The 23,641-nt window shown below is 41.3% G+C and carries 15 protein-coding genes and 2 pseudogenes; 6 read left to right on the forward strand and 11 right to left on the reverse strand.

The window, feature by feature from the left end:
* Positions 1–304 precede the first annotated feature (304 nt).
* Positions 305–496: a hypothetical protein gene (locus GSQ19_RS07645; protein ID WP_041455960.1), complete on the reverse strand. Its 192-nt coding sequence runs from the start codon at positions 494–496 to the stop codon at positions 305–307.
* Between the two features lie 257 nt (positions 497–753).
* Here GSQ19_RS07645 and GSQ19_RS07650 point away from each other — a divergent pair, with 257 nt between their 5' ends.
* Positions 754–1,098, forward strand: a complete 345-nt coding sequence (locus GSQ19_RS07650) for a hypothetical protein (protein ID WP_011317371.1) — start codon at positions 754–756, stop codon at positions 1,096–1,098.
* 311 nt (positions 1,099–1,409) lie between these two features.
* On the opposite strand, the gene GSQ19_RS07655 is transcribed toward GSQ19_RS07650, so the two are convergent.
* The 5 genes from GSQ19_RS07655 to GSQ19_RS07675 all read right to left on the reverse strand — a co-directional run bounded on the left by GSQ19_RS07655 (position 1,410) and on the right by GSQ19_RS07675 (position 9,193).
* Positions 1,410–2,408: a transaldolase gene (locus tag GSQ19_RS07655; RefSeq protein WP_011317372.1), complete on the reverse strand. Its 999-nt coding sequence runs from the start codon at positions 2,406–2,408 to the stop codon at positions 1,410–1,412.
* Positions 2,409–2,701: 293 nt separating this feature from the next.
* Positions 2,702–4,132 carry a pyruvate kinase gene (gene pyk, locus GSQ19_RS07660; RefSeq protein WP_011317373.1) on the reverse strand — a complete coding sequence of 477 codons (1,431 nt, stop codon included), beginning with the start codon at positions 4,130–4,132 and terminating at the stop codon, positions 2,702–2,704.
* Between the two features lie 130 nt (positions 4,133–4,262).
* Positions 4,263–5,294 carry a type I glyceraldehyde-3-phosphate dehydrogenase gene (gap, locus tag GSQ19_RS07665; RefSeq protein WP_011317374.1) on the reverse strand — a complete coding sequence of 344 codons (1,032 nt, stop codon included), beginning with the start codon at positions 5,292–5,294 and terminating at the stop codon, positions 4,263–4,265.
* 203 nt (positions 5,295–5,497) lie between these two features.
* On the reverse strand, positions 5,498–7,879 hold the full coding sequence (locus tag GSQ19_RS07670) for a phosphoketolase family protein (RefSeq protein WP_011317375.1): 2,382 nt from the start codon (positions 7,877–7,879) through the stop codon (positions 5,498–5,500).
* 576 nt (positions 7,880–8,455) lie between these two features.
* Positions 8,456–9,193 carry a 2-phosphosulfolactate phosphatase family protein gene (locus GSQ19_RS07675; protein WP_011317376.1) on the reverse strand — a complete coding sequence of 246 codons (738 nt, stop codon included), beginning with the start codon at positions 9,191–9,193 and terminating at the stop codon, positions 8,456–8,458.
* Positions 9,194–9,468: 275 nt separating this feature from the next.
* Between GSQ19_RS07675 and GSQ19_RS07680 the strand changes: the two genes are divergently transcribed.
* Positions 9,469–9,888 (forward strand): BlaI/MecI/CopY family transcriptional regulator, encoded by a 420-nt coding sequence (locus GSQ19_RS07680; RefSeq protein WP_010996725.1) that lies wholly within the window; start codon positions 9,469–9,471, stop codon positions 9,886–9,888.
* Positions 9,888–10,733: a M56 family metallopeptidase gene (locus GSQ19_RS07685; protein ID WP_041455966.1), complete on the forward strand. Its 846-nt coding sequence runs from the start codon at positions 9,888–9,890 to the stop codon at positions 10,731–10,733. Before GSQ19_RS07680 ends, GSQ19_RS07685 begins: the two co-directional genes overlap by 1 nt.
* 454 nt (positions 10,734–11,187) lie before the next feature.
* On the opposite strand, the gene GSQ19_RS07690 is transcribed toward GSQ19_RS07685, so the two are convergent.
* Positions 11,188–11,637: a BON domain-containing protein gene (locus tag GSQ19_RS07690; protein WP_011317378.1), complete on the reverse strand. Its 450-nt coding sequence runs from the start codon at positions 11,635–11,637 to the stop codon at positions 11,188–11,190.
* A 715-nt stretch (positions 11,638–12,352) separates the two neighbouring features.
* Here GSQ19_RS07690 and GSQ19_RS07695 point away from each other — a divergent pair.
* Complete coding sequence (locus GSQ19_RS07695) at positions 12,353–13,855, forward strand: sensor histidine kinase (RefSeq protein ID WP_011317379.1); 1,503 nt, start codon at positions 12,353–12,355, stop codon at positions 13,853–13,855.
* Positions 13,856–13,947: 92 nt separating this feature from the next.
* Here the strand turns inward: GSQ19_RS07695 and GSQ19_RS07700 are convergent, their stop codons facing one another.
* Both GSQ19_RS07700 and GSQ19_RS07705 read right to left on the reverse strand, forming a co-directional pair.
* Positions 13,948–14,517: a retropepsin-like aspartic protease family protein gene (locus tag GSQ19_RS07700; RefSeq protein ID WP_011317380.1), complete on the reverse strand. Its 570-nt coding sequence runs from the start codon at positions 14,515–14,517 to the stop codon at positions 13,948–13,950.
* A gap of 639 nt (positions 14,518–15,156) precedes the next feature.
* Entirely contained in the window at positions 15,157–15,993 is an 837-nt protein-coding gene (locus GSQ19_RS07705) for a class I SAM-dependent methyltransferase (RefSeq protein ID WP_011317381.1), read from the reverse strand.
* A gap of 332 nt (positions 15,994–16,325) precedes the next feature.
* Here GSQ19_RS07705 and GSQ19_RS07710 point away from each other — a divergent pair, with 332 nt between their 5' ends.
* Positions 16,326–16,529, forward strand: coding sequence for a hypothetical protein (locus GSQ19_RS07710; protein WP_010995097.1), 204 nt, complete (start codon positions 16,326–16,328; stop codon positions 16,527–16,529).
* A gap of 240 nt (positions 16,530–16,769) precedes the next feature.
* Here the strand turns inward: GSQ19_RS07710 and GSQ19_RS07715 are convergent.
* Positions 16,770–19,031 (reverse strand): annotated as a pseudogene (locus GSQ19_RS07715) (hybrid sensor histidine kinase/response regulator); the annotation flags it as partial.
* A gap of 448 nt (positions 19,032–19,479) precedes the next feature.
* Between GSQ19_RS07715 and GSQ19_RS07720 the strand changes: the two are divergent.
* Positions 19,480–20,295 carry a hypothetical protein gene (locus GSQ19_RS07720; RefSeq protein ID WP_159368348.1) on the forward strand — a complete coding sequence of 272 codons (816 nt, stop codon included), beginning with the start codon at positions 19,480–19,482 and terminating at the stop codon, positions 20,293–20,295.
* A 1,993-nt stretch (positions 20,296–22,288) separates the two neighbouring features.
* Here GSQ19_RS07720 and GSQ19_RS30520 read toward each other — a convergent pair.
* A pseudogene (locus tag GSQ19_RS30520) lies at positions 22,289–23,638 on the reverse strand (Hpt domain-containing protein); the annotation flags it as partial.
* Positions 23,639–23,641: the final 3 nt, after the last annotated feature.

Raw genomic sequence — 23,641 nt, forward strand, 5'->3', positions numbered from 1 at the left:
TCGTGATTCAGGTTTGTGAAGCGTGAACTATATCATTTCCTAATTTCAAGTATTTATTAAACTTATTACCGATATTTTAGGAAAAGCAAAGACGTGAACCGTTTCCAAAAGCTATCCTCCATCGTGTTCTTGTTATTAGCTTTCATCTATCCGCCTACATTAGTTGAAGCTAAAGAGAATACTCTCAATAATGCTTTGAATGAGCAAACTATTGGAGCAGAAACAAACTTAGTCGAAGGTGAACACAAAGAAGTTTTAATAGCTCACCGACGATATAGACGGCATTATCACGGAAGAAGAAGGACTAGACGGCATTACCACAGACGGCGCTATCATAATCGGCATTATTATAGGCATTACTATCGTCATGGACGTTATCGTGGTCGGTATTACCGTAGAGCAAATTATTACGGTCAATACTATCGTCATGGAGGATGGCAACTTGTCCGCGATCGTCATGGACGATTAATGTATGATTGGCATCGTTAATATTCATAGCTGACACTGAAATTAAGACTGTGTAGATAACCAGAAAACTAAGATTCACATAGGTTGGGGACGTTATCAACAATCAGTCCCCACCCATCATCAACGATGGCTTTATTGGTAAGTAATATCTGTGGTGTGAGTTGGTTCTCTATTATTTGATGAACTTATAGGTAACAAAAATATCGCTCTGAAGATAGAGACATAGATATTTCCTAAAATTCTATGTTTATCACTGGTATAAATTTTTTACTAAAGCTTAACAAAATGAAAAGTGTTGCCAAACTATCTTCAATTGCCGTCTTGCTTTGTAGCTTAGTTTATCCCCCCTTTATCGCTGAAGCAAAAGCTAGCACTATCAGCAATAGTATTGATCAACAAAGTATTGAAGCAGATGCAAACCTAATTAGTGGTCAAACTGAAGGTCTTTTACTTGCTCAACGTCGGGGTGTGCGGAGAAGATATGTTCGTCCAGTAGTCCGGAGAAGATATGTTCGTCCAGTTGTGCGGAGAAGATATGTCCGTCCAGTTGTGCGGAGAAGATATGTCCGTCCAGTTGTGCGTGGAAGATATGTCCGTCCAGTTGTGCGTGGAAGATATATCCGTCGTTAATACTAATTCGTCATTAAGAAAATCCGATTTAGTCTAGGTTTCTGGGTTTGGATATGTTCAGTCTTTTCGGGTAAGAATATCAGCACTAAGAATTGAGTAGTTAGTGGCTAGTTATTCTGACTTGAAAGAGGGTGTAAGGGGGAAGATATCTTTCATCTATGATTGTGAAACTTATTTCATTGGAACTGCTTTGAAGTTGCACAATCTATTGTGAGGGCTGTTGACTGTCAGCAGTCAACAGTTAACAGCCCTGATTAGTAGTTATGTAATTTAGGCGCGCATTAGCTTACTAACCACTAAGCCACCAAGTACTAGTGACTTGCTACTACTTCTAGACGAGCTAGTCTTTCTGCTAGTAGTGTTTCTAACTCTTCTAGAGCTTTGGTAAAACCTTTGATACCTTCGTCTAGTTTGTCATAGGCCATGCGGTCAGCAGCGTGCATCTTGTCAAAGGTAGCTTTATCGATGGAAATCTTTTCTATATCCAAAGTTGCTGCTTTTGCTGGGTCGAGTTTGCGGGGTAGCTCACCAATTGTGGCTTGTAGTTCACCCAACAAACCAGGGGAGATTGTCAGCAAGTCGCTACCTGCAAGCTCAGTAATTTCACCAATATTACGGAAACTAGCTCCCATAACTTCGGTGGTGTAGCCGAACTTCTTATAGTAGTTGTAAATCGTGGTAACAGAAATTACACCAGGGTCTTCCGCAGAGGGGTAGCTATCACGTCCGGTTTCCTTCTTGTACCAGTCGAGAATGCGGCCGACGAAGGGAGAAATTAAGGTGATACCGGCTTCGGCACAGGCGATCGCCTGATGCAAACCAAACAATAATGTTAAGTTACAGTGAATACCTTCTTTTTCCAAAATTTCCGCAGCCTTGATCCCTTCCCAAGTAGAGGCAATTTTAATCAAAACACGTTCTGGGCCAATACCAGCCGCTTTGTATTGAGCGATTAATTCTCGTGCTTTGGTGATAGTAGCTTCAGTATCGTAGGACAAGCGGGCATCTACTTCTGTAGAAACGCGACCAGGGATAATTTGTAAAATTTTCAATCCAAAGGATACCGCCAGACGGTCAAAAGCAAGGGAGACAATTTGGCCTTTGCTAGCTCCTGCGCCTGCGTCTTTTTTAGCTTGGAGTAAGGTTTGATCAACAATTTCCTGATATTCTGGCATTTTAGCGGCTGCCGTAATCAGAGAAGGATTGGTGGTAGCGTCGCGGGGTGTAAACTTTTCAATTGCTTGAATATCACCTGTGTCAGCAACTACTACAGTCATTTCTCGCAATTGTTCTAGTAGATTTTTAGTCATAAAATACTCCATGATTTTAGTTTGTTAAGACTTACTTGCTTGGTTGCTAGATCCCCGACTTCTTCAATAAGTCGGGGATCTGACCACCGTTAGTTATTGCTTTGGACTATTGACTCTGGACTGTCTCAATAAAAAATCCATAACACCTGCGTAAGTCCATTTTGTTTAGGATTTACCCTATCCCCTCTTCTTCACACCCTCTTTGATTCCTTACAATTCTGATTTTGGCCATTTTTCTTAACCATTGCCCAATTTGGCTAAGAGGCAAAAGCCTCAGACTTATTCTAGGAATATTAGGCGGTGATTGGTTGTCCAATAGAATGCACTTTAATTAAACTAGTTGTGCCTGATTTACCAATTGGCACTCCAGAAGTAATAACTACCTTGTCACCGTCATGCACCAAACCCGTTCTCACTGCGGTGTTTATGAGATTCATAAACATTTCTTCCGCATTGTGGACTGGTGGAGTTAATAAAGGTTCCACACCCCAGGAAAGTGCTAATTGATGGTAGGCGGTTTCGTCGGGAGTCAAAGCAAAAATTGGTGTAGTCGGACGATATTTCGACACGAGTTTTGCTGTACTCCCAGATGTGGTGTTGCAAAGAATCGCTTTTGCACCTGTTTCGTAGGCGATACGACAGACAGCTTCAGCTACAGATTCGGTGACGCTCAGACCACCTGCTTCATGGGATAAACAATTTTTACTACCCTCTTGCAAAGACTTTTCTGTAGTCGTAGCGATATCGTGCATAGTCTGGACGGCGGCGACGGGATATTGTCCCACAGCCGTTTCCCCAGATAGCATGACCGCATCCGTACCATCGAGAATAGAGTTAGCAACGTCGGTAGCTTCTGCACGGGTGGGATCAGGAGCGCTAATCATCGACTCCAGCATTTGCGTTGCTGTAATTACAGGCTTACCAGCTTGGTTGCAACGGCGAATGATGTCCTTTTGAATCAGGGGTACTTCGTGGATAGGCATTTCTACACCCAAATCACCACGAGCAATCATAATGGCATCAGCCACGTCGATGATAGAATCAATTTGCTCAACTGCCTCTGGACGTTCGATTTTGGCAATCACTCGGATGGTTTTCCCAGCCGCTTCAATCATCCGTTGGGCTGGTTCGAGGTCATAAGGCGATCGCACAAAGGACACCGCTACCCAATCCACACCTAACTCAATACCAAAACGTAAATCCTGCAAGTCCTTTTCGGTGATGGAACTAACGGGTAAACGAGTGGCTGGCAAGTTAACACCCTTACGCGTGGAAAGAAGACCCCCGATTTTGGCAATAGCTCGAATGCGATCGGCATCGCGATCGGTCACAATCAACTTCACACGACCATCATTAATTAAGATTGGTTCCCCAGGGCGTACCATTGCAAACAAAGTCGGCAACGGTAAAGGCAATTCATCCAGACTATTACCCTTTTCTTGCAAGACAAAAGTCACTTCCTGACCAGCTTCTACCGTTAACCCTTCTGGTGGTAGTGTTCCCAAGCGAATCTTCGGCCCACATAGGTCTTGCATAATAGCAACAGGCTTTTGTCTATCAGCACTGATTTGCCGCAAATACTGAGCAGTTTGGGCATGGAAATCATAAGCCCCATGAGAAAAATTCAGCCGCGCTACATTCATCCCAGCTTCTACCAACGCTTCTAAACGTTCTGGTGCAGATGTAGCCGGGCCTACAGTACAGATAATTTTAGTTCGACGCATAGATATTGGGGATAGGAAATAGGGGATAGGGGATAGGGGACTGGGAACTGGGGACTAGGAATAAATTTAGGTAAATGTTCCACCAAATACCCAATCCCCAATACCAAATACCCAGTCCCTAATACCCTGATTAAACAGCAGCCAGTTGTTCTTTCTGTATCATTGACAACATCAAGTCAACTACACGGTTGGAGTAGCCCCACTCGTTGTCATACCAAGCGACTACCTTAAAGAAGTTGGAGTTTAATTCAATTCCCGCGCCTGCGTCGAAGATGCTGGAATGAGTGTCACCCTGAAAGTCTGTGGAAACTACTTCTTCATCGGTGTAACCAAGAATACCTGCAAGCGAACCTTCAGATGCTTGCTTCATCGCTGCACAAATTTCTTTGTAGCTGGTGGCTTTGGCAGTTTTGAAGGTTAAATCTACAACGGAAACGTCTGGGGTAGGAACGCGGAAAGCCATACCAGTTAACTTACCTTTCAACTCTGGTAAAACTAGAGCTACGGCTTTGGCTGCGCCTGTGGAAGAGGGAATAATATTTTGGGCTGCACCTCTACCACCGCGCCAGTCTTTTTTGCTGGGGCCATCTACCGTGGGTTGAGTAGCAGTCATGGCATGAACTGTGGTCATTAACCCTTCGGTTAAACCAAAGTTGTCATTAATCACCTTAGCGATGGGTGCTAGGCAGTTAGTGGTACAGCTAGCATTGGAGACAATTACATCTTTGCTGGGGTCAAATAAATCGTGGTTCACCCCTACCAACAGCGTCCGCACTCTATCTGGGTCTTTTGTAGGAGCAGAAATGATGACGCGCTTTGCTCCTGCTTGTAGATGCTTGGATGCGCCTTCAGAATCAGTAAACAATCCAGTCGATTCAACGACGTAATCAGCACCTAATTTTCCCCAAGGTAATTCTGCTGGGTTCCTGACGGATACACAGGGAATAAAGTGACCATCGATCACAATACCATCATCTTTGGCTTCAACCTGGCTTCTTAACTTACCGTGGGTAGAGTCGTACTTTAATAAGTAAGCCAGGTTATCGGGTGGTACGAGGTCGTTAATCCCGACAAACTCAATGTTGGGGTTGTTAATGCCAGCACGAAGCACAAGTCGCCCGATACGACCGAATCCATTGATGCCAACTTTTAATTTCGCCAAAACTAACCTCCTACATTTTTGTCAAATTAATCTGGGCGTTTACCCTAGCTTCAACACTGCAAACAGCCAGGTGAATTTTTGTCTGACTTAGCTGATCGTGACAGCCCCAGACGCTTTAAGCCCAATTACTTGGCATCTTTTAAGGTTTGAAGAGTCATTGCGAGATCCCCAACTTCTTCAAGAAGTCGGGGATCTGAGAGTCCCTAATACGGCCATTGCCAGTCGTTAATTTCTGGCATATCTTCACCGTATTTGGAAATGTAGTGTTTGTGTTCGATGAGCTTGTCTTGTAGTCGTTGCTTGACGTAAGCTGCTTTGTAGCCCAGTTTGGGTACGCGATCGATTACGTCCATGACTAGATGGAAGCGATCGAGGTCGTTCAGCACAACCATATCAAAGGGAGTCGTGGTTGTTCCTTCTTCCTTGTAACCGCGCACATGAAGGTTGTTGTGGTTGGGTTGGCGATAAGTTAGACGATGGATTAGCCAAGGGTAGCCGTGGAAGGCGAAAATGATGGGTTTGTCGGTGGTGAAAATAGTCTCAAAGTCTTTGGGATTTAGACCGTGGGGATGTTCTGTTTTGGGCTGTAGTGTCATCAAATCGACAACGTTGACTACCCGTACTTTTAAATCGGGGAAGTGTTGGCGCAAAATGTCTACAGCTGCCAAAGTTTCTAAGGTGGGAACATCTCCGGCGCAAGCCATGACTACATCTGGTTCACTACCTTGGTCGTTGCTAGCCCATTCCCAAATACCAATGCCTTTGGTGCAGTGTTTAATTGCTGCATCCATGTCTAGAAATTGTAATGCTGGTTGTTTACCTGCAACAATGACGTTGACATAGTTCCGGCTTCTTAAACAGTGGTCTGTCACTGATAGTAAGGTGTTGGCATCGGGGGGAAGATATACCCGAATGATCTCCGATTTTTTGTTAACTACATGATCAATAAATCCGGGGTCTTGGTGAGAAAAACCGTTGTGGTCTTGTCGCCAAACGTGGGAGGTCAGAAGGTAATTGAGAGAGGCTACTGGTCTGCGCCATGAAATGTGGCGAGTGGTTTTCAACCATTTGGCGTGCTGGTTGAACATGGAGTCAATAATGTGGATAAAAGCTTCGTAACAGGAGAAGAAGCCGTGACGGCCTGTCAGCAGATATCCTTCTAACCATCCTTGACAGCAGGTTTCACTCAGGATCTCCATCACCCGACCACTGGGATCAAGATGGTCATCTTCGGGTAGTTTTTGAGCTACCCAAGTTCTATCGGTGACATCTAAGACGGCGTTGATGCGATTTGATGCGGTTTCATCGGGGCCGAAGACTCGGAAGTTACGGCTATCTAGGTTGAGTTTCATCACATCCCGCAGAAATTTACCTGTGACTTGGGTGGCTTCCGCAGTGACTCTACCTGGTTGGGGAACTTCGACGGCGTAGTTTTGAAAATTGGGCATTACCAAATCACGCAACAGGATACCGCCGTTGGCGTGGGGATTATCGCCCATCCGCCGATCGCCTTTTGGTGCCAATTCTGCTAATTCTGGTACAAGTCTGCCGTTAGCATCAAAGAGTTCTTCTGGTTTGTAACTCTTGAGCCATTCTTCTAGTAGTTTCAGGTGTTCTGGATTACCTGTGACATTACCAAAGGGTACTTGGTGCGATCGCCAGTAATCTTCTGTTTTCTTCCCGTCTACTTCTTTCGGCCCTGTCCATCCTTTGGGAGTCCTGAGGATAATCATCGGCCACTGGGGACGCTTGCTAAATCCGTGTACACGGGCTTCTCTTTGGATACTGTGAATTTCCGCAATCACTGTATCTAAAGTTGCTGCCATTTGTTGATGCACAACGGCGGGATCGGAACCTTCGACAAAGTAAGGTTTGTAGCCATAGCCCACAAATAAGCTTTCTAACTCTTCGTAGCTTAACCGTGCTAAGACTGTGGGGTTAGCAATTTTATACCCATTCAGGTGGAGAATCGGCAGTACTGCACCATCACTAGCCGGATTGAGAAACTTGTTGGAATGCCAACTAGTAGCTAACGCACCTGTTTCCGCTTCCCCATCACCAACAACAGCCGCCACAATTAAATCAGGATTATCAAAAGCCGCACCAAAGGCATGAACCAAAGCATAACCAAGTTCACCACCCTCATGAATTGAACCAGGAGTTTCCGGCGCTACATGGCTGGGAATCCCACCAGGAAAGGAGAACTGTTTGAACAGTTTCTGCATACCGCCAGCATCTTGGGAGATGTTGGGATAATACTCGCTGTATGTCCCTTCTAGATAAGTATTCGCTACCAGTCCAGGCCCACCGTGACCAGGCCCGGCGATGTAAATCATACTCTGGTCGTATTTTTTGATAATCCGATTGAGATGGACGTAAATAAAATTCAGTCCCGGCGTAGTTCCCCAGTGTCCTAAGAGACGGGGTTTAACGTGTTCTTTGTTGAGTGGTTCTCTTAGTAGGGGATTATCAAGTAGATAAATTTGTCCAACTGACAAATAGTTAGCTGCACGCCAGTAGGCGTTGATTTTATACAGTTCTTCGTCTGTTAAAGGCTTTATCTGTGGAGGACTTGCTAAAGTCATATCAATCTCCAATTACACAATTATTTTGCCGGATTCGTTAGTATGCCAGTTTAGTGATCTACTGTGTGGGAGTCATCTTACTTGTGATGAATTTTTCCAGTAGCTAACAAGGACTTTAGTCCTAATTAGCCAATTTCATACATTTGTACCCATCTAAAATAAGGCTAAAGAAATTCTGTTACTGGCTTCCCTGAAAGGTTAACAGACTTAATATTTTAGTGAGTAGTTTTTAACATTAATTTTAGGTATTGTTAAGAAAGTCACAATGTAATTCAAAATACAAATAGTAGTTATTTGTTTTTTGGTATGACTAAATGGAGCTTTTGATACAATTACCCAAAATTGTTAATAAATAATGACTTTGCCAAAATTTACAAAATAAACTTAAATTAATGAACTTTAAAGCAGATTTCAAACAACTGCTATGCACAACGCCATAAAAAATTGTCAGGGGTATAAGTATTCAAACTTACACCCCTGACTCAAACCCTAGTTGTTTGGTTGATCCTGTGACAATCCTAAAAAATGCTAAATCTAAAAAAACAAAAAATTTCTTTAGTTACGGATTTTGCATATTTAGTTTTTAGTTTTAAATACACCTGCTTCTTGCTGGATAGGCAAGACAGTTAAAACATCGGTTTGGGAACAATATTTTAGGTCTTCATGACATTCAAGGCGTAACAAACGTTGACCATGACTAGCATGATGAAGTAGCCCTAACAAATTGTCTTGCCATTGTGAATAAAGAGCGATCGCACTAATGACTTCATCATTACCCGCTAATTTCTCAGGGGGTAGCTGGGATTTTTCCACAACACTATGAGCGATCGCCCCAGCACAAGCGGTATCTTCTAAAGAATAACTACCTTCCCAGCCTGAGCCGACAATCCAGACTGTCTCTGGTTGTTTTTCTAGAAGATACTGTACTACTGCTGCCCGGTTAATAAAGGCTGCTGTTAGGACAGTGGCAGAGTCTTGTACTCGTTTTAAAGCACGAGTACCATTAGTAGTACTAATGAACAAGCGTCGTCCCTCCACCAGTTCTGGTGTGCAGTCAAGGGGAGAGTTGCCCAGTTCAAAACCAGCGACTTTCCCACCACCACGCTCTCCGGCTCGTAGCCGTTTTTGTGGAGGCCATGTTTCACTAACTGCAATGAGTTCATCCAAATCGCTGAAGACTTGCACAGCTTCGCCACCAGCAGAAAGGACGGTGGCAATTGTGCTGGTGGCTCGTAAGACATCGACCGCGATCGCGCAGTCGGGAACCTGGTCTTTGGGGGTTAATTCCGGAGTATGGTATACAAATAGCTTCACGCGGGGGATACACCTGCTCTAAATACTACTGTCGAGATTACATTCTAATGGGTGTCATTACCCATCATGACAGCTGAATTGAGCTTATTTTTTATAGTTAGGCAAGAGTATTTGCTATTGTGCGATCGCTCTCAAACAACGGTAACCTGAAAAAAGGCCAGGGGTAGCAGGCAGAGGAAATTCTGATTCAGCATTCCCCATAACCCCTTATCCCCAAAGGGAAATCTCCGCATCTAATCCAATATCCAAACTCTATAATCCAATGCACAACTAATATGGCTCCTTTACCCGACTATCGTCCTAAACAAATGTCTGTAGGCCCTTTGGAAGCAGAAATTTTAAATATTGTCTGGGAAGTAGGTTCAGCTACCGTCAAAGATGTCCACGATCGCATTCTGGCTGATCCTAACCGCGAATTAGCTTACACTTCCGTAACTACAGTTTTACGTCGCCTCACAGACAAAGGTTGGTTAGCTTGTGATAAAAAAGGGCGGGCGTTTTATTGGCGGCCATTACTATCAAAACAACAAGCCCAGGTAATTAAAGCCCACGATCAATTACATAGCTTTCTAGCAGTGGGCAACCCTGATGTAGTGGCAGCTTTTGCTGATAGCCTTGATGAAGCAGCTAGCGAACAAATAGAAGCGATCGCCAAACGTATTCAAGCTGCGCGCCAAGCCAGGGAGGAACAATGATGCACTTGCTGATGATTTTGACAGCTGTGGTGGTTTCGTGGATTTTCAGAAGTTATTGGACTAACCCCCAAGACAATTGGGATACGCGGTGGCAAAGAACTTTGCTTTTCTTTCTGTTTCCACCATTGTTAATTTTGATGACAGCGATCGCGCTCTTATTTATGGGGCCGCAAGGCAAAATGGGAGGCCTGTACACAGGTTGGTTCAGCTACGCGCTAGCTTTAACCTTTCTGGCAATTTTTTCTGGTTTGTGTGTCACACGAGCTATTCAAGGCTGGCGATCGCTACAATCCGCCCGTCATTGCCCTTTAGTTCATCTTGAAGGTAAACAAGTCAGGCTACTCAACACAGCAGCCCTATTTGCTGGACAAATTGGTTTCTGGCAACCAGAACTAGTAGTTAGTCAAGGATTACTGCAAACACTTTCTCCCAACCACGTAGAAAGCGTTCTTGCCCACGAACAAGGACATTTTTATTATCGGGACACCTTTTGGTTTTTCTGGCTGGGTTGGGTGCGTTCTTGCACCGCTTGGCTACCCAATACCGATGCTTTGTGGCAAGAACTTTTAGTTTTGCGCGAACTCCGTGCAGATAGTTACGCCGCATCCCAAGTTGATCCCCTGGTACTAGCAGAATCACTTTTATTAGTGGTTAGTAATGGTTCTGCATTTTCACAATCAGAAATTTGTTGTGCAGCTTTGGGTGATAGTGTAGGCGATCGCTTGGAACAAAGAATAGAAGCCCTGTTATCACCACCAAATCATACCCCAGAAGCCCAATTCCCGTCTTGGCACGGTTTTATTTTGGCGCTGCTGCCCTTAGTAACTGTCATATTTCACACTTGAACAAAAATGTTGCGCGCAGCGTCAGCATTCGACTTATACCAATTCAAAATTCAAAATTCAAAATTCAAAATTAGGAAAGTCAGATTTGGCCTGAGTTTTAAGGTTTGGATGTGTTACTTGATTTTGGAGAATTTGGTATAAGGCTTTGTGATCTATCTTCAGCAATCACCAACAGGACTTAGATAAAGTCCTGTTTTTTAATAAAAAAATATCCCAAGGTAGGGTGCGTCAGCGTGAGAAAACTTAGCTGTACCAAGAAATTATTTATACTGACGCACCCTAATTATACCGTTTCTTGATGTAGCTTGCCTGGCGTAGCCATAGATGCACTTCATTCTGTACTGTAGAGACGTTGCATGCAACGTCTCTACTTCATTTATTGGGCGCAACTCCATAGAGAATTGGTATTAGTTTAATTGCTAATTGGTTTTATTTTTTGGTGTTCTCTAATTACCTAAGACCTGTTGCTAGGCTCAACTTTAGCTTCTACTTTTACAGTCTTCACGCCTTTGACTTCTTTGACTAACTTTTCGGCTTTTTCTAGTTCTTGCTGGGAACTTGCTATACCTTTGATGGTAATTTCACCTTGTTTATTTTCTACTACAAGCTTATTACCTGGGATACCTGCCTGTAATTTATTGGTAACTAAGGCTTTTATATCTCCTTCAGTTTTTGTATCTACGTTTTTATTTGTTACCGTTTTATCTTTGGTATTGCTATTAACTACGGGAATTGGGGTTTCTTTGACAGTAGATTTGATAGTTTTACCTGTGGTTTTCGTCATTTCAGATGCCTGTTTTGCAGGTACTTGATTAGCTCCACTGGTGTTGGTGGGAGCTTCTTGGCAGCCAAAATTACCAACTAATAGAAAGCCGGTCACTAATAGGGAAAACACTTTTTTCATTTTTGTCTCCAAATGGAATACTTGAAGCGATCAATTTACCTGTGTGTCGTGTGGAGGAGCAAATGCTAAATAAAAATTCAACTTGTCAGTACAAGATGGTTGATGCAGGCAAAAGATAGATAAGGCTAACAACTTAGATCACTCATTGGGACTCAAATCCGTAAACTTTTTCTTAAAAGTTTTCAGTTAGTTTTAGTCAAGACCAGCATTTAACAATACTTGACATACAAAAGTTTTTAGATGTTATCAGATTTTATTAAAAGTGAAGTGCTTATATGCCAAATTTCATATAAATTTTGGGCATAATCTGCAATGAAAAGTATTAATAACGTTTTATTTTTAACTTCATTGATACTTGTATAAAAAATATTTCTCTGAAGAATAAAGTAAAAAACTGTATTTTTTGCCGCTATATCAACATCTTCTAAAAGTTACTTTTAATTCTCTGTTACCTATTTATTCGCTTTCATCTGCATAGCAGAGATGATCTCAATAAGGTGCCATCACAGACTCTTCATTTATTCTGCCCCAGCAATTCACGAAAACTTCATACTTAAGATGGTAGACATTAAAAACCATCACAGGGGAAATTGCGCCTATCTTGTTCGGTTATACGACTGTTACTAGGGCATAAATAACTATACGCTCATAAGTAGTAGAGAAATTTTGAATTTTCCGAGCTGCTAGTCGCTCTTGAAAGAAGGGGTGAAGTTCTGTGTACGAATGGATATTGCCAAGTCTGAGTGAAGTTTTAGCCGAAGGTCAGGGAACTGTGGCTGAATGCTCACCAACCAAAGCAGAGCAACAATGGCGGATGAGTCTAGCCGCGACAGAACATTTGCTCATTAACAGTTTAGTTGCTGTCGTACCTGAGGCGCTTCAAGGATTAGTTCTAGCTGCACCTGCACCCCTATTTAGTCAACCTATCCTCACTCAAAACTTACAGACGATTACTTTTACAGCCAGGCCATTTAACCCTTTGGCATTGATGCCATTTCAAATGCCAAGTGCGATCGCCTCTACAGAGTCAGAAACTACCCTTTGTGAACCTGTATTACCTTTACTACCTGCCGATCCTTTGGCATCTGAGCAATTTTGTTTAATTTTTACAGATAAATTTAGATTAGTTTTAGTTCTCGCCACACATAAAAACGGTAAAAAAGCTTTCTCGTTTTCCTTTGAGCCAGAAATAGTCCAGCAGGCTTGGCGATCGCTAGGCGCGCGGGTAATGCTGACTAATCCTGATTTGTTCACAGAATTGGATAGTTTAGTACAACAGTATCCAGCGATCGCCCCTGATTACCGTACAGTACTTCAGTTTAGCCAATTTTTACTCCAAGAATTACCAGAGGAAGAAACTAGAGATTGGGGATTAGGAAGAACCAGAGGAGGAGAGGAACAAGGTAACAGAATAGAAGAAATTCCCTATCCTCAATGTCCCATACCTAATGTCCAATGTCCCATACCTAATCCTCCATCAATCAAACCCGATGTAGAATTATTGCAAGCTTTTGCTCACGAAGTCCGTACACCATTAACTACTATTCGTACTATGACTCGCCTGCTGCTGAAGCGGCGTGATTTACCTGCCAATGTCATTAATCGTCTAGAGATTATCGATCATGAGTGTACTGAGCAAATTGATCGCATGGAATTGCTATTTAAAGCAGCAGAACTAGAAACATCGACTTCCGGGAAATCCGCGAATACTCATTTAACCGCGATGTCTTTGGATCAAGTGTTGCAACAAAGTATCCCTCGTTGGCAACAAGCAGCCGAACGGCGAAACTTGACCCTAGATGTGGTTTTACCCCAACAATTACCAACTGTGGTGAGCAATCCTAATATGCTGGATCGCGTACTCACTGGGTTGATGGAGAATTTTACCCGCAGTTTACCAGCCGGGAGCCATATTCAAGTACAAGTGATTCCGGCGGGAGATCAACTCAAGTTACAATTGTCTCCTCACACTCACTGCAAAGATAGCAATAAAGCCAGCGCACCAGTTACACCACCCATCCGTAAAGCCTTGGGACAATTACTCATGTTCCAACCAGAAACAGGCACAATTAGCTTAAATATCGCTGCTACCAAGCACCTATTTCAAGCGATCGGTGGTAAATTAATTGTCCGCCAACGCCCACACTACGGCGAAGTATTAACTATTTTCTTACCGCTAGAAGTCAGTAATAAGCAAAACTTAACTATAAAGAGGTAAGCTGACTCCGCTATTTTTCACAATTAATTGTACAGACGGGATTAATCGCGTCTCTCTAAAAATTACCGAGCGATTAATCGCGTCTCTAACAATTACCGAGGATGAAACTCTACCTCTGTTTCTAAAATCTTGATGTCGTAGTTGCCAAAGAAATCATGACCTAGTAGACCGAACTCTGCTTTAGGCGCGATCGCTACTTGGATATTCTTAGCTATGGCTCCACCAGCAGCGATCGATCTAACCTTACTAGTAGAAAATTCCACTTGTGTACCATCAGCAATTTGAGCCTTCATGATCCCAGTAGGCTGGAGTTGGAGAGCGATCGCTAACTTTAGAGGTATTAAAGTATTGTTTGCACCTGTATCGACAATCATTTCAAAGGTTTTCTTATCATTGAAAGTCACATCAATCACGGGAGTTCTACCCAATCGCCGTTTAATCGGAACCCGAAAAACTCTCTCTGCGCTGTTTTGAACCGTCTTTGTACTACCACACAGCTTTCTCAAGGGAATGGTTCTACCAGAGGTAGTAATCATAAAACATTCACCTGGATCTTCAGCATTAACAGTGTGGGAAAACATCAAAAACAACAGTGTTGGTATCACTGCTATCACACCTAACCTAATATTTTTAGTTTCCCGCCTCCAATCATTTTTTATCATTATTTTGTTCTCAATTATATTTCTAAGATTTTCATAAAAAATCTGTTTATCTAGATATATGAAGCTATCTAGAAAAGAGTTAAATCATTAGTTGCTTGTAGTGTTTTTTCTATAAAAAATAGTAATTTCAGGCAATAAAGTTAATCTATATTATTTTTTACGGAAAATTCATTGATTGTTTAACTGATAAAAATATTGAGTTTTTGATAAACACTTTAGTATATATTACATATATTCACTTAGAAATAAATTAAAGATTAAGTGAAGACTCCATAAAACTACGAGTACCTAAAATAGATACTCATAAGGTAATACGCACCTAAATCAAATATTCTTGCGCCAGGGCTGTCCATATTTAAATGCGTAACAGCTTACTAATTCTCTATGAAGTTGCACCAAATAAATAACGTAGAGACTTTGTATACAACGTCTCTACAGTCCAAAGTAAAGCACATCTTTATGAAGAAACGGGATCACAGACCATTTATTACGCTTTGCGTGTCAGTTGTCAGTTGTCAGTTGTTGAAAGGATCTGGTCTAATACCCCAACCCTTACATAGAGTAGTTTTTACATATCTTTACTACTGACTGCTGACCACTGACCACTGACAAAACTCTATCCCCTTATGGGTAGAGTTTTTATATTTTTTTAGCAACGTGAAAAGCTGAGAGATATGAGATTTCCACACTACTACCACAGTGTTTTTCTAGAGTTTCCCGCAAACTAGTAAATAAAGAATTTCTCTGTTGTGAATCCAAGGCTATATACGGTGACAAAGTACTTAACAGCGTCAAATAATCATCAATGCTATAAGTCACATCACAACGTAGCTGCTCAGATACTAAATCCTGGAAGCGACCTGAATCAATAACCGCTTTTCCAAATCTTCTTAAATGTTTTTCTTGAGCTTCTTGCTCTTCATATCGTTCTAAAGTCGGAGCTTGAGCTTGATAAACCTCATGCAGCCTTTGGTAAACCTCATACTCTGGCTGGGGTGTCATGTTCCACAACAAAATCAAAGAGCAATGATCTTTTAAAGCGTCAGCAGCTTTGGAATAGCCAATTTCTGGGGAAACCCAATGAAATGAAGTTGCTGCTAAAACAGCATCGAATTTCCCAGGCTCTAGCGGCCATTCTTCAAATGAGGTGTTGATAATCTCTACATTTGGATAGGGAGAACAGTTCTGTTGTGCTAGCTGGCTACTGTTCTGACTTGGCTCTAAACAAACCATAGAAAAGCCTAATTGAGCAAAAGCAGTAGTAGCAGTCCCAGGGCCACACCCTACTTCCAAAATCGCCGCGTTTTGTGGTAATTGGGCTAACTCCACAACACGGCTAACTAGTTGTTGAGGATAGCGCGGCCTAGTCCTGTTGTAAGCATCTGCAACATCGTTGTACCAATTTTTTCTTTGTTGCGAAGTGTAGTTAATTGCTACTTCGGCATACCAGCTTTTTCTTTGTTCTAAATTTTTCATAAGCTGACTAAAAGCAAGCTTCTCTACTTTGACACCACAAAAAGCTAGATTCAATACGTGGCAATATTTTAGTGCTGTATAGTTTTATCTTGCAGTATTGAGCTAAAGTTTGCACTCTATCGCCGTTGAAGCGTTGTTTTTTGAACTCACCCAATCTGTGTAGATATAGCCTGAGTATCTGTAATGCGCGATTACTCCATTTTTAGACCATCAAACTGCAAAAACCCTGGTTTTACCTGTAAAATATCAATCATTCCTCATACAGTCGCCGTCACTCATGTACTTTGCCATAATTAATAACTAAATTGCTAATGAGGCATAGCAGCTGAATAATGACAGATAACCAAGTCCAAATTCACCTACTTGTTGGTATCAGGGGGTTGACTTTATTGGTTTTCTACACAGAAACTGATTGCTGGCAGTTCCGGTTTCTCAGTTTGGGTGGTGCTGTATTTGGAGAACGCAAAATATATTTCACAGCCCAAGCAGCTGAACAAGCCGGACGTGAATGGATTAATAAAGATTTTGAAGATTGAGAAACATCGTTTCCGTTTAATACAGTAAGCTGTTACGCATTTAAATTGTATATTTCGCACTCAGGTTGTCAAAAGTCCAGAGTCCAAGCTAGCCTTTGACTCTGGACTCTTGACTATGGACAGCCCTGACGCAAGAATATTTGATTTAGGTGCGTATCACCTTAACAAGATTTGCGGGGTTCGTAATAGGTAATGGGTAATTGTCGTTTACTATTACCTATCACCGTTCTCTTAACAACCTTAAGCGTTTATTTGACTGACTAACTTCTCACCTTTCAACATCCGCACTGCGGCTTCTAGTAAAGCCTCTTCTAGGTAAGGCTTAGTAAAGTATCCACTAGCACCGAGTTGAATTGCCATCTGTCTGTGTTTATCTGCACCTCTTGAGGTGAGCATAGCAATGGGTAAATGGTTAAGGGTGGAGTCTTTCTGAATACGTGAGAGTAACTCTAGTCCGTCGCAACGGGGCATTTCAATATCGCAGAAGACGATATCACAAGGCAGACCGGAACGGAGTTTGTCCCAAGCCTCTTGACCATCACGAGCTTGTTCAACGCGATAACCCGCTTTATTAAAGGTGAGGGACAACAACTCTCGGACTGTGATCGAGTCATCTACAATCAGCACAGTTGGGTCAATCTTCACAGATGGGATTTCGATCGCAATTGGTGGTGTTTGTTGCCAAGGTGCGCCACCAGCGTGTTTGGACATCCGTCCTTGGAAGATGTCGATAATTTCTAGTACATCAGCAATGGGCATAATGCGACCATCGCCCAAGACCGTAGCCCCTGCTACACCTATTGGTTTAGGTGCTGGGCCTTCAAATTGTTTAATAACAATTTCTTGCTCACTCAATACTTGGTCAATCTGGAGAGCGATTAAAGTATTACCCGATCGCACAACGACGACGGAAATCATATCATCATCTCTAGTACCACCGTAGACATTACCGCGACCGAGTTGACGATTGAAGGTTAACAGTTCTTTCAATGGTCGGAAAGGTAAAACCGTATCCCGCCAAGAGATGAATGATTGTCCATCAGCGTTATGTTGGACGTTTTTGCTGGGTATATCTAGGGTATCTTCCACACCATCCATTGAAAAGGCAATCCGTGCTTTATCAGAAACACAGCACAGAGCCTTACAAATACTCAAGGTTAATGGTAGACGAATCGTGAAGGTGGTTCCCTTGCCAACAGTAGAATCTGTATTTACCGCCCCGCGAATTTCACTAATTTCGGAACGCACCACATCCATTCCCACACCACGACCAGCAATTTCATCGGCTTCATCTTTGGTACTAAAACCAGACTGGAATAGTAGGTCATAAATTTCCAGGCGAGAAATAGTTCTAGCCTGTTCTGGTGTCATAATCCCCAGCTTCACTGCTTTGGCTTTGATGCGTTCGGGATCAATTCCTGCACCGTCATCTCCTACAGAAATTACAGTTTGATTCCCCTGGTGAAAGGCGCGGATAGTAATGGTTCCCACGGGTGGTTTGCCAGATGCTTCCCTAATTTCTGGGGTTTCAATACCGTGAGCGATCGCATTGTTGAGCATATGGGTTAGTGGGTCATTGAGATGATCTAAAATCATCTTGTCAATGAGGGTATCGCCACCTTCAATCACTAATTCCACCTGTTTACCAAACTTGATGGCGTTGTCGCGCACTCCCCGCCGCAAGCGGTCAATTGTCTGGGAAAATGGCACCATGCGGGCGCGTGTCAGACCTTCTTGCAGTTGAGTGGTCACTTGACGGAATTGTCTGGCTACTCGTTCGGTTTCTTCAGTGACGAAATCAATGTCACTCGCTGACTCCCGCACCCTGACAATCAATTCAATCATTTCCTGAGACAGTGTGTGGAAGGGAGTAAAGCGATCCATTTCTAATTCGCTAAAACCGCGATCGCTATTCGCATCCGGTACTTCGTAGACAGGCTCTCTAGTTTTGCGACTAGCTAATAAAGAAGCTTCTAAGAGCGATCGCTCATATAATTCCTGCATCCTTGCACCCACGTCTGAGAGTTGTTGCACCTGAACTAGCAAGTTATCTAATGATTGTCGCAGTCGTTCATGATCCTGCTCTAAGGTGTTGCGGTTGACTACTAGTTCACCGACCAAATTGCTCATTTCATCCAACTGCTTGACCGGCACTTTCATCGTTTCTTCAAATCTCGCAGTCCGTCGATTAGAAGTACGTGGAGTTTTTCCTACCGTTGGTTTGACTGGTGATGAATGGGAGATGGTTTGGTCTGCTTCTGCTAAAAGTTTCTCCAGATCACTAAATTCATCTGCCAACGGCGCTGGTGTTACGGAAACAGTAGGAGTAGTTTTGATGATTTTAGCTAAAGCAGGTGGCTCATCCAGTGCTGTTTCCGGATTGTCTTCACCCAGAAGTGCTTCTAAAGCAGCAAAATCATCTCCTGCTATGGAGTCATTATCAGCACTGAATGTAGGTTCTTCTATTTCTAACAATGCTTCTAAATCAGCAAAATCATCTTGAATATAAGTATCTGACTTGACTGATTCTGGGATATCTATTGAAGTAGAAACCACATTCTCTACTTCAACCCCGGCTACATCTTCCGTGGCTGGATTTATATCTATTAAAAGCCCTGATGAATCTGCAATATCTTCTGGATTTTCATCATTTGTCAGAGATAACCCCAATTCGCTAAATTCTGAGGTAGATAAGGTATTGTCATCAACCGCAATACTTATAAAGTTGTGATTTTCCGTGATTAACTCATCTAAGGTTAAAGCCGATAAATCATCAGCCAAATCTAGTTCGTTAGTTTCGACAACTGTTTCTAAACTGGAAGAATCATTCGTTTCTGCAAAAGTGATATCTGTTAAATCACTATTTAATGCTGATAAATCATCATCTAAACTTAGTTGACTAGTTTCTGCAACTGTTTCTAAACTGGAAGAATCATTCGTTTCTGTAAAAGTGATATCCGCTAAATCACTAGTTAATGCTGATAAATCATCATCTAAACTTAGTTCACTAGTTTCTGCAACTGTTTCTAAACTGGAAGAATCATGTGTTTCTGCAAAAGTGATATCTGTTAAATCACTCGTTAATGCTGATAAATCATCGTCTAAACTTAGTTCACTAGTTTCTGAAACTGTTTCTAAACTGGAAGAATCATTCGTTTCTGTAAAAGTGATATCTGTTAAATCACTCGTTAATGCTGATAAATCATCGTCTAAACTTAGTTCACTAGTTTCTGAAACTGTTTCTAAACTGGAAGAATCATTCGTTTCTGTAAAAGTGATATCTGTTAAATCACTAGTTAATGCTGATAAATCATCGTCTAAACTTAGTTCACTAGTTTCTGCAACTGTTTCTAAACTGGAAGAATCATTCGTTTCTGTAAAAGTGATATCCGCTAAATCACTAGTTAATGCTGATAAATCATCGTCTAAACTTAGTTCACTAGTTTCTGCAACTGTTTCTAAACTGGAAGAATCATTCGTTTCTGTAAAAGTGATATCCGCTAAATCACTAGTTAATGCTGATAAATCATCGTCTAAACTTAGTTCACTAGTTTCTGCAACTGTTTCTAAACTGGAAGAATCATTCGTTTCTGTAAAAGTGATATCCGCTAAATCACTAGTTAATGCTGATAAATCATCGTCTAAACTTAGTTCACTAGTTTCTGCAACTGTTTCTAAACTGGAAGAATCATTCGTTTCTGTAAAAGTGATATCCGCTAAATCACTAGTTAATCTGATAAATCATCATCTAAATCTAGTTCGTTAGTTCCCGCAACTGTTTCTAAACTGGAAGAATCATGTGTTTCTGCAAAAGTGATATCCGCTAAATCACTATTTAATGCTGATAAGTCATCATCTAAATCTAGTTCGTTAGTTTCCGCAACTGTTTCTAAACTGGAAGAATCATTCGTTTCTGTAAAAGTGATATCTGTTAAATCACTAGTTAATGCTGATAAATCATCGTCTAAACTTAGTTCACTAGTTTCTGCAACTGTTTCTAAACTGGAAGAATCATTCGTTTCTGTAAAAGTGATATCCGCTAAATCACTAGTTAATGCTGATAAATCATCGTCTAAACTTAGTTCACTAGTTTCTGCAACTGTTTCTAAACTGGAAGAATCATTCGTTTCTGTAAAAGTGATATCCGCTAAATCACTAGTTAATGCTGATAAATCATCGTCTAAACTTAGTTCACTAGTTTCTGCAACTGTTTCTAAACTGGAAGAATCATTCGTTTCTGTAAAAGTGATATCCGCTAAATCACTAGTTAATGCTGATAAATCATCGTCTAAACTTAGTTCACTAGTTTCTGCAACTGTTTCTAAACTGGAAGAATCATTCGTTTCTGTAAAAGTGATATCCGCTAAATCACTAGTTAATGCTGATAAATCATCATCTAAATCTAGTTCGTTAGTTCCCGCAACTGTTTCTAAACTGGAAGAATCATGTGTTTCTGCAAAAGTGATATCCGCTAAATCACTATTTAATGCTGATAAGTCATCATCTAAATCTAGTTCGTTAGTTTCCGCAACTGTTTCTAAACTGGAAGAATCATGTGTTTCTGCAAAAGTGATATCTGTTAAATCACTATTTAATGCTGATAAGTCATCATCCAAATCTAGTTCGTTAGTTTCTGCAACTGTTTCTAAACTGGAAGAATCATTCGTTTCTGTAAAAGTGATATCTGTTAAATCACTATTTAATGCTGATAAATCATCATCTAAACTTAGTTCACTAGTTTCTGCAACTGTTTCTAAACTGGAAGAATCATTCGTTTCTGTAAAAGTGATATCTGTTAAATCGCTCGTTAATGATGATAAATCATCAATAGCAGATAGTTCTTGAATTTGCGTAGTAAATTCAGGGGTAAAATCTAAAACTTCTGGTTGCTGTGAAAAATCATGAATCTCAGGTGGAGAAACTTGACTAATTTCTCTTAAGAATTGGATATCATCACTAATAACATCAATCCTATGAGTATCATGCGTATTTATAGTTAATTCCCCAAATAAATCATCACTTGTATCTGATGCGAATAGCAAATCTAACTGCTGTTCATCCTGTAAGAAAGTGATATTTAGATCATCTGGATCTAAACTTTCATTTAAATGTGATGTAAATTGTCGATTTTCAACGAAAATGTCTCCAGAAGCCGCAGCTTCAAACAAACTTTCCTCTAAAGCTTGGGCTATATCTTCTTCTATTACAGACTCTAATATTTGCTCCGGTTCTACTTCAGTTGCCGAGTTCCATAGATTCCCTAAATTATCTACTGGTGGTAAATCCAATAAATCACTAATTTCTGATTTTTCAGTTAATAATTGCTTATTTTCCTCTGAATCATTAAATATGTTATTTAGCGATAAGTCTTCTGGTAGTGCTATTAGCTGTAACTCGGAATTAGTGGGTAGATTAGTTTCTGTATCTGAAAATAAATCATCAAAATCGCTTGAGGTGTTTGTCTGCTCTAATTCATTGCTATTCTGGATTTCATCATCGATTTTTAATGCCAACAAATCATCTATGACATCATCAGAATCTGGCAACTGATTAGCATTATCTCTAGCTTCTTGTATTATTTCACCCGCAGTAACAGGAGCTTTAAATAAATCAAGTGATTCTAAATTATTTTTCTCTAAGAAGTTTTCTCCAAAAAGTAAGCTTAAATCTTCTGTATTATTTATAGTTTTCTCGGACTCTTCTTTATCTTCTTCCAGTGATAGAAAATCAGCAAGATCACTATCAATTGCTTCATCAGTACTTTCGCTGACATCCACACCTAAATTACTAGCATTATTAATATCAATAATTTCTTCTTGTTGCCATGTTTCATCGAGTTCTGGTGTCTCACCTTCAAACAAGTCAGCAAGAGTATTTAACTCAGCTAATCCTACTTCTGGCCCGTGGGTATGAATTTTATTAGTAGTATAGGTTGTTTGGTCTTCATGATCAAATGCAATATCCGTGTTCGCAATGCTTTCTGCTATGGCACTTTGAGGAGAAAGTTGGTCAGATATTTCAGTGAAACTAGTTACACTGTCTGTTGGTGATTCAATTAAAGGCGCACTAATTTCGTTATTAGTAATTGTCGGTTCAGATGTGGGGGTTATTGGTGTTATGAATGATTGACTAACAGCAGTGGGAACATCACCCAGTAAATTTTGTGCTACTTCTAACAAGGGCATTTCTGGAAAACCCCAGAGTGCTTCCAGTCGGTGACTAATTGTAATCTCAGATTCCCTACTTCGCAGAACTAATTCTTGAGCTTGTTTAATTTCTGTAATGACAATTTTAGCTAAAGTCAGATAGGTATTTTCTTGATTAGCGATCGCATTAGCTGCAGCTTTGCATAGATTACACCAGTTAGGCAAATTCCATGTTTTTCCGAGTTTGACTAACTGATTGCAGCAGTCTTGTAAATTTTGCCGAGATGCTGGTGTTGCTGGTTGCTTAAATAGTTGCAACATCTCCCTGAGAGTTTGTAAAACCTGGGCTTGAAACTCGCTCCACTGATCGCTATCTGTAGCAACAATGGGAGAATAGGTTGGTAAAACTGGAGAAGTTTTGGGGGTTGCTTCTGCTGGAGTTGCAACATCTTGGCGAAAGAATATTTCTGTGAGTGTACCCACACTATCTGCTGTGTTTGGCTTACTTACTGCATGATCACCAATTTCAGCAGTGCCACCTTTTTGTACCAGTTGTTCCAAATGCTCATGTAGCCATTGAAAAACTGGCTCAGTTTCCGACATCAAAGTATTAGCAACTTCTTCCGATAAACCGAACGGCCCGCTTAACTGTTCTAATAGCGCCTTTAGGGTATCAGAAACCCCAAGAAATAAGGACTCTAGTTTTTGGTCAACCTGAACCGGATTGTCTTTAAGAATTTTGAAACAATCTTCTAAACGATGGGAAGTGTGCTGAATGCTAGTTAAACCAAGCATTGCTGCTCCTCCTTTAATGGAGTGAGCCGCCCGGAAAACTTCGTTGATCATTTCCGGGTCGTTTAAGGTACTCTCAAGATTGAGCAACCCCTGTTCGATTGTATTCAGGTGGTCTCTCGCCTCTTCAATAAAGTAACCTAAAATCCTCTGTTGTTGTTCCGGCAGCATAGT

Origin of the sequence: Trichormus variabilis 0441, assembly GCF_009856605.1 — a bacterium.
In the GTDB taxonomy this organism is placed as follows: domain Bacteria; phylum Cyanobacteriota; class Cyanobacteriia; order Cyanobacteriales; family Nostocaceae; genus Trichormus; species Trichormus variabilis.

Excerpts from the sequence above, each read along its gene's own strand:
- GSQ19_RS07705 (WP_011317381.1), bottom strand. The coding sequence starts at position 15,993 with ATGAAAAATTTAGAACAAAGAAAAAGCTGGTATGCCGAAGTAGCAATT.
- GSQ19_RS07670 (WP_011317375.1), bottom strand. The coding sequence starts at position 7,879 with ATGACTTTAGCAAGTCCTCCACAGATAAAGCCTTTAACAGACGAAGAA.
- GSQ19_RS07710 (WP_010995097.1), top strand. The coding sequence starts at position 16,326 with ATGACAGATAACCAAGTCCAAATTCACCTACTTGTTGGTATCAGGGGG.
- GSQ19_RS07650 (WP_011317371.1), top strand. The coding sequence starts at position 754 with ATGAAAAGTGTTGCCAAACTATCTTCAATTGCCGTCTTGCTTTGTAGC.
- GSQ19_RS07690 (WP_011317378.1), bottom strand. The coding sequence starts at position 11,637 with ATGAAAAAAGTGTTTTCCCTATTAGTGACCGGCTTTCTATTAGTTGGT.
- GSQ19_RS07680 (WP_010996725.1), top strand. The coding sequence starts at position 9,469 with ATGGCTCCTTTACCCGACTATCGTCCTAAACAAATGTCTGTAGGCCCT.
- GSQ19_RS07700 (WP_011317380.1), bottom strand. The coding sequence starts at position 14,517 with ATGATAAAAAATGATTGGAGGCGGGAAACTAAAAATATTAGGTTAGGT.
- GSQ19_RS07685 (WP_041455966.1), top strand. The coding sequence starts at position 9,888 with ATGCACTTGCTGATGATTTTGACAGCTGTGGTGGTTTCGTGGATTTTC.
- pyk (WP_011317373.1), bottom strand. The coding sequence starts at position 4,132 with ATGCGTCGAACTAAAATTATCTGTACTGTAGGCCCGGCTACATCTGCA.
- GSQ19_RS07645 (WP_041455960.1), bottom strand. The coding sequence starts at position 496 with ATGAATATTAACGATGCCAATCATACATTAATCGTCCATGACGATCGC.
- GSQ19_RS07655 (WP_011317372.1), bottom strand. The coding sequence starts at position 2,408 with ATGACTAAAAATCTACTAGAACAATTGCGAGAAATGACTGTAGTAGTT.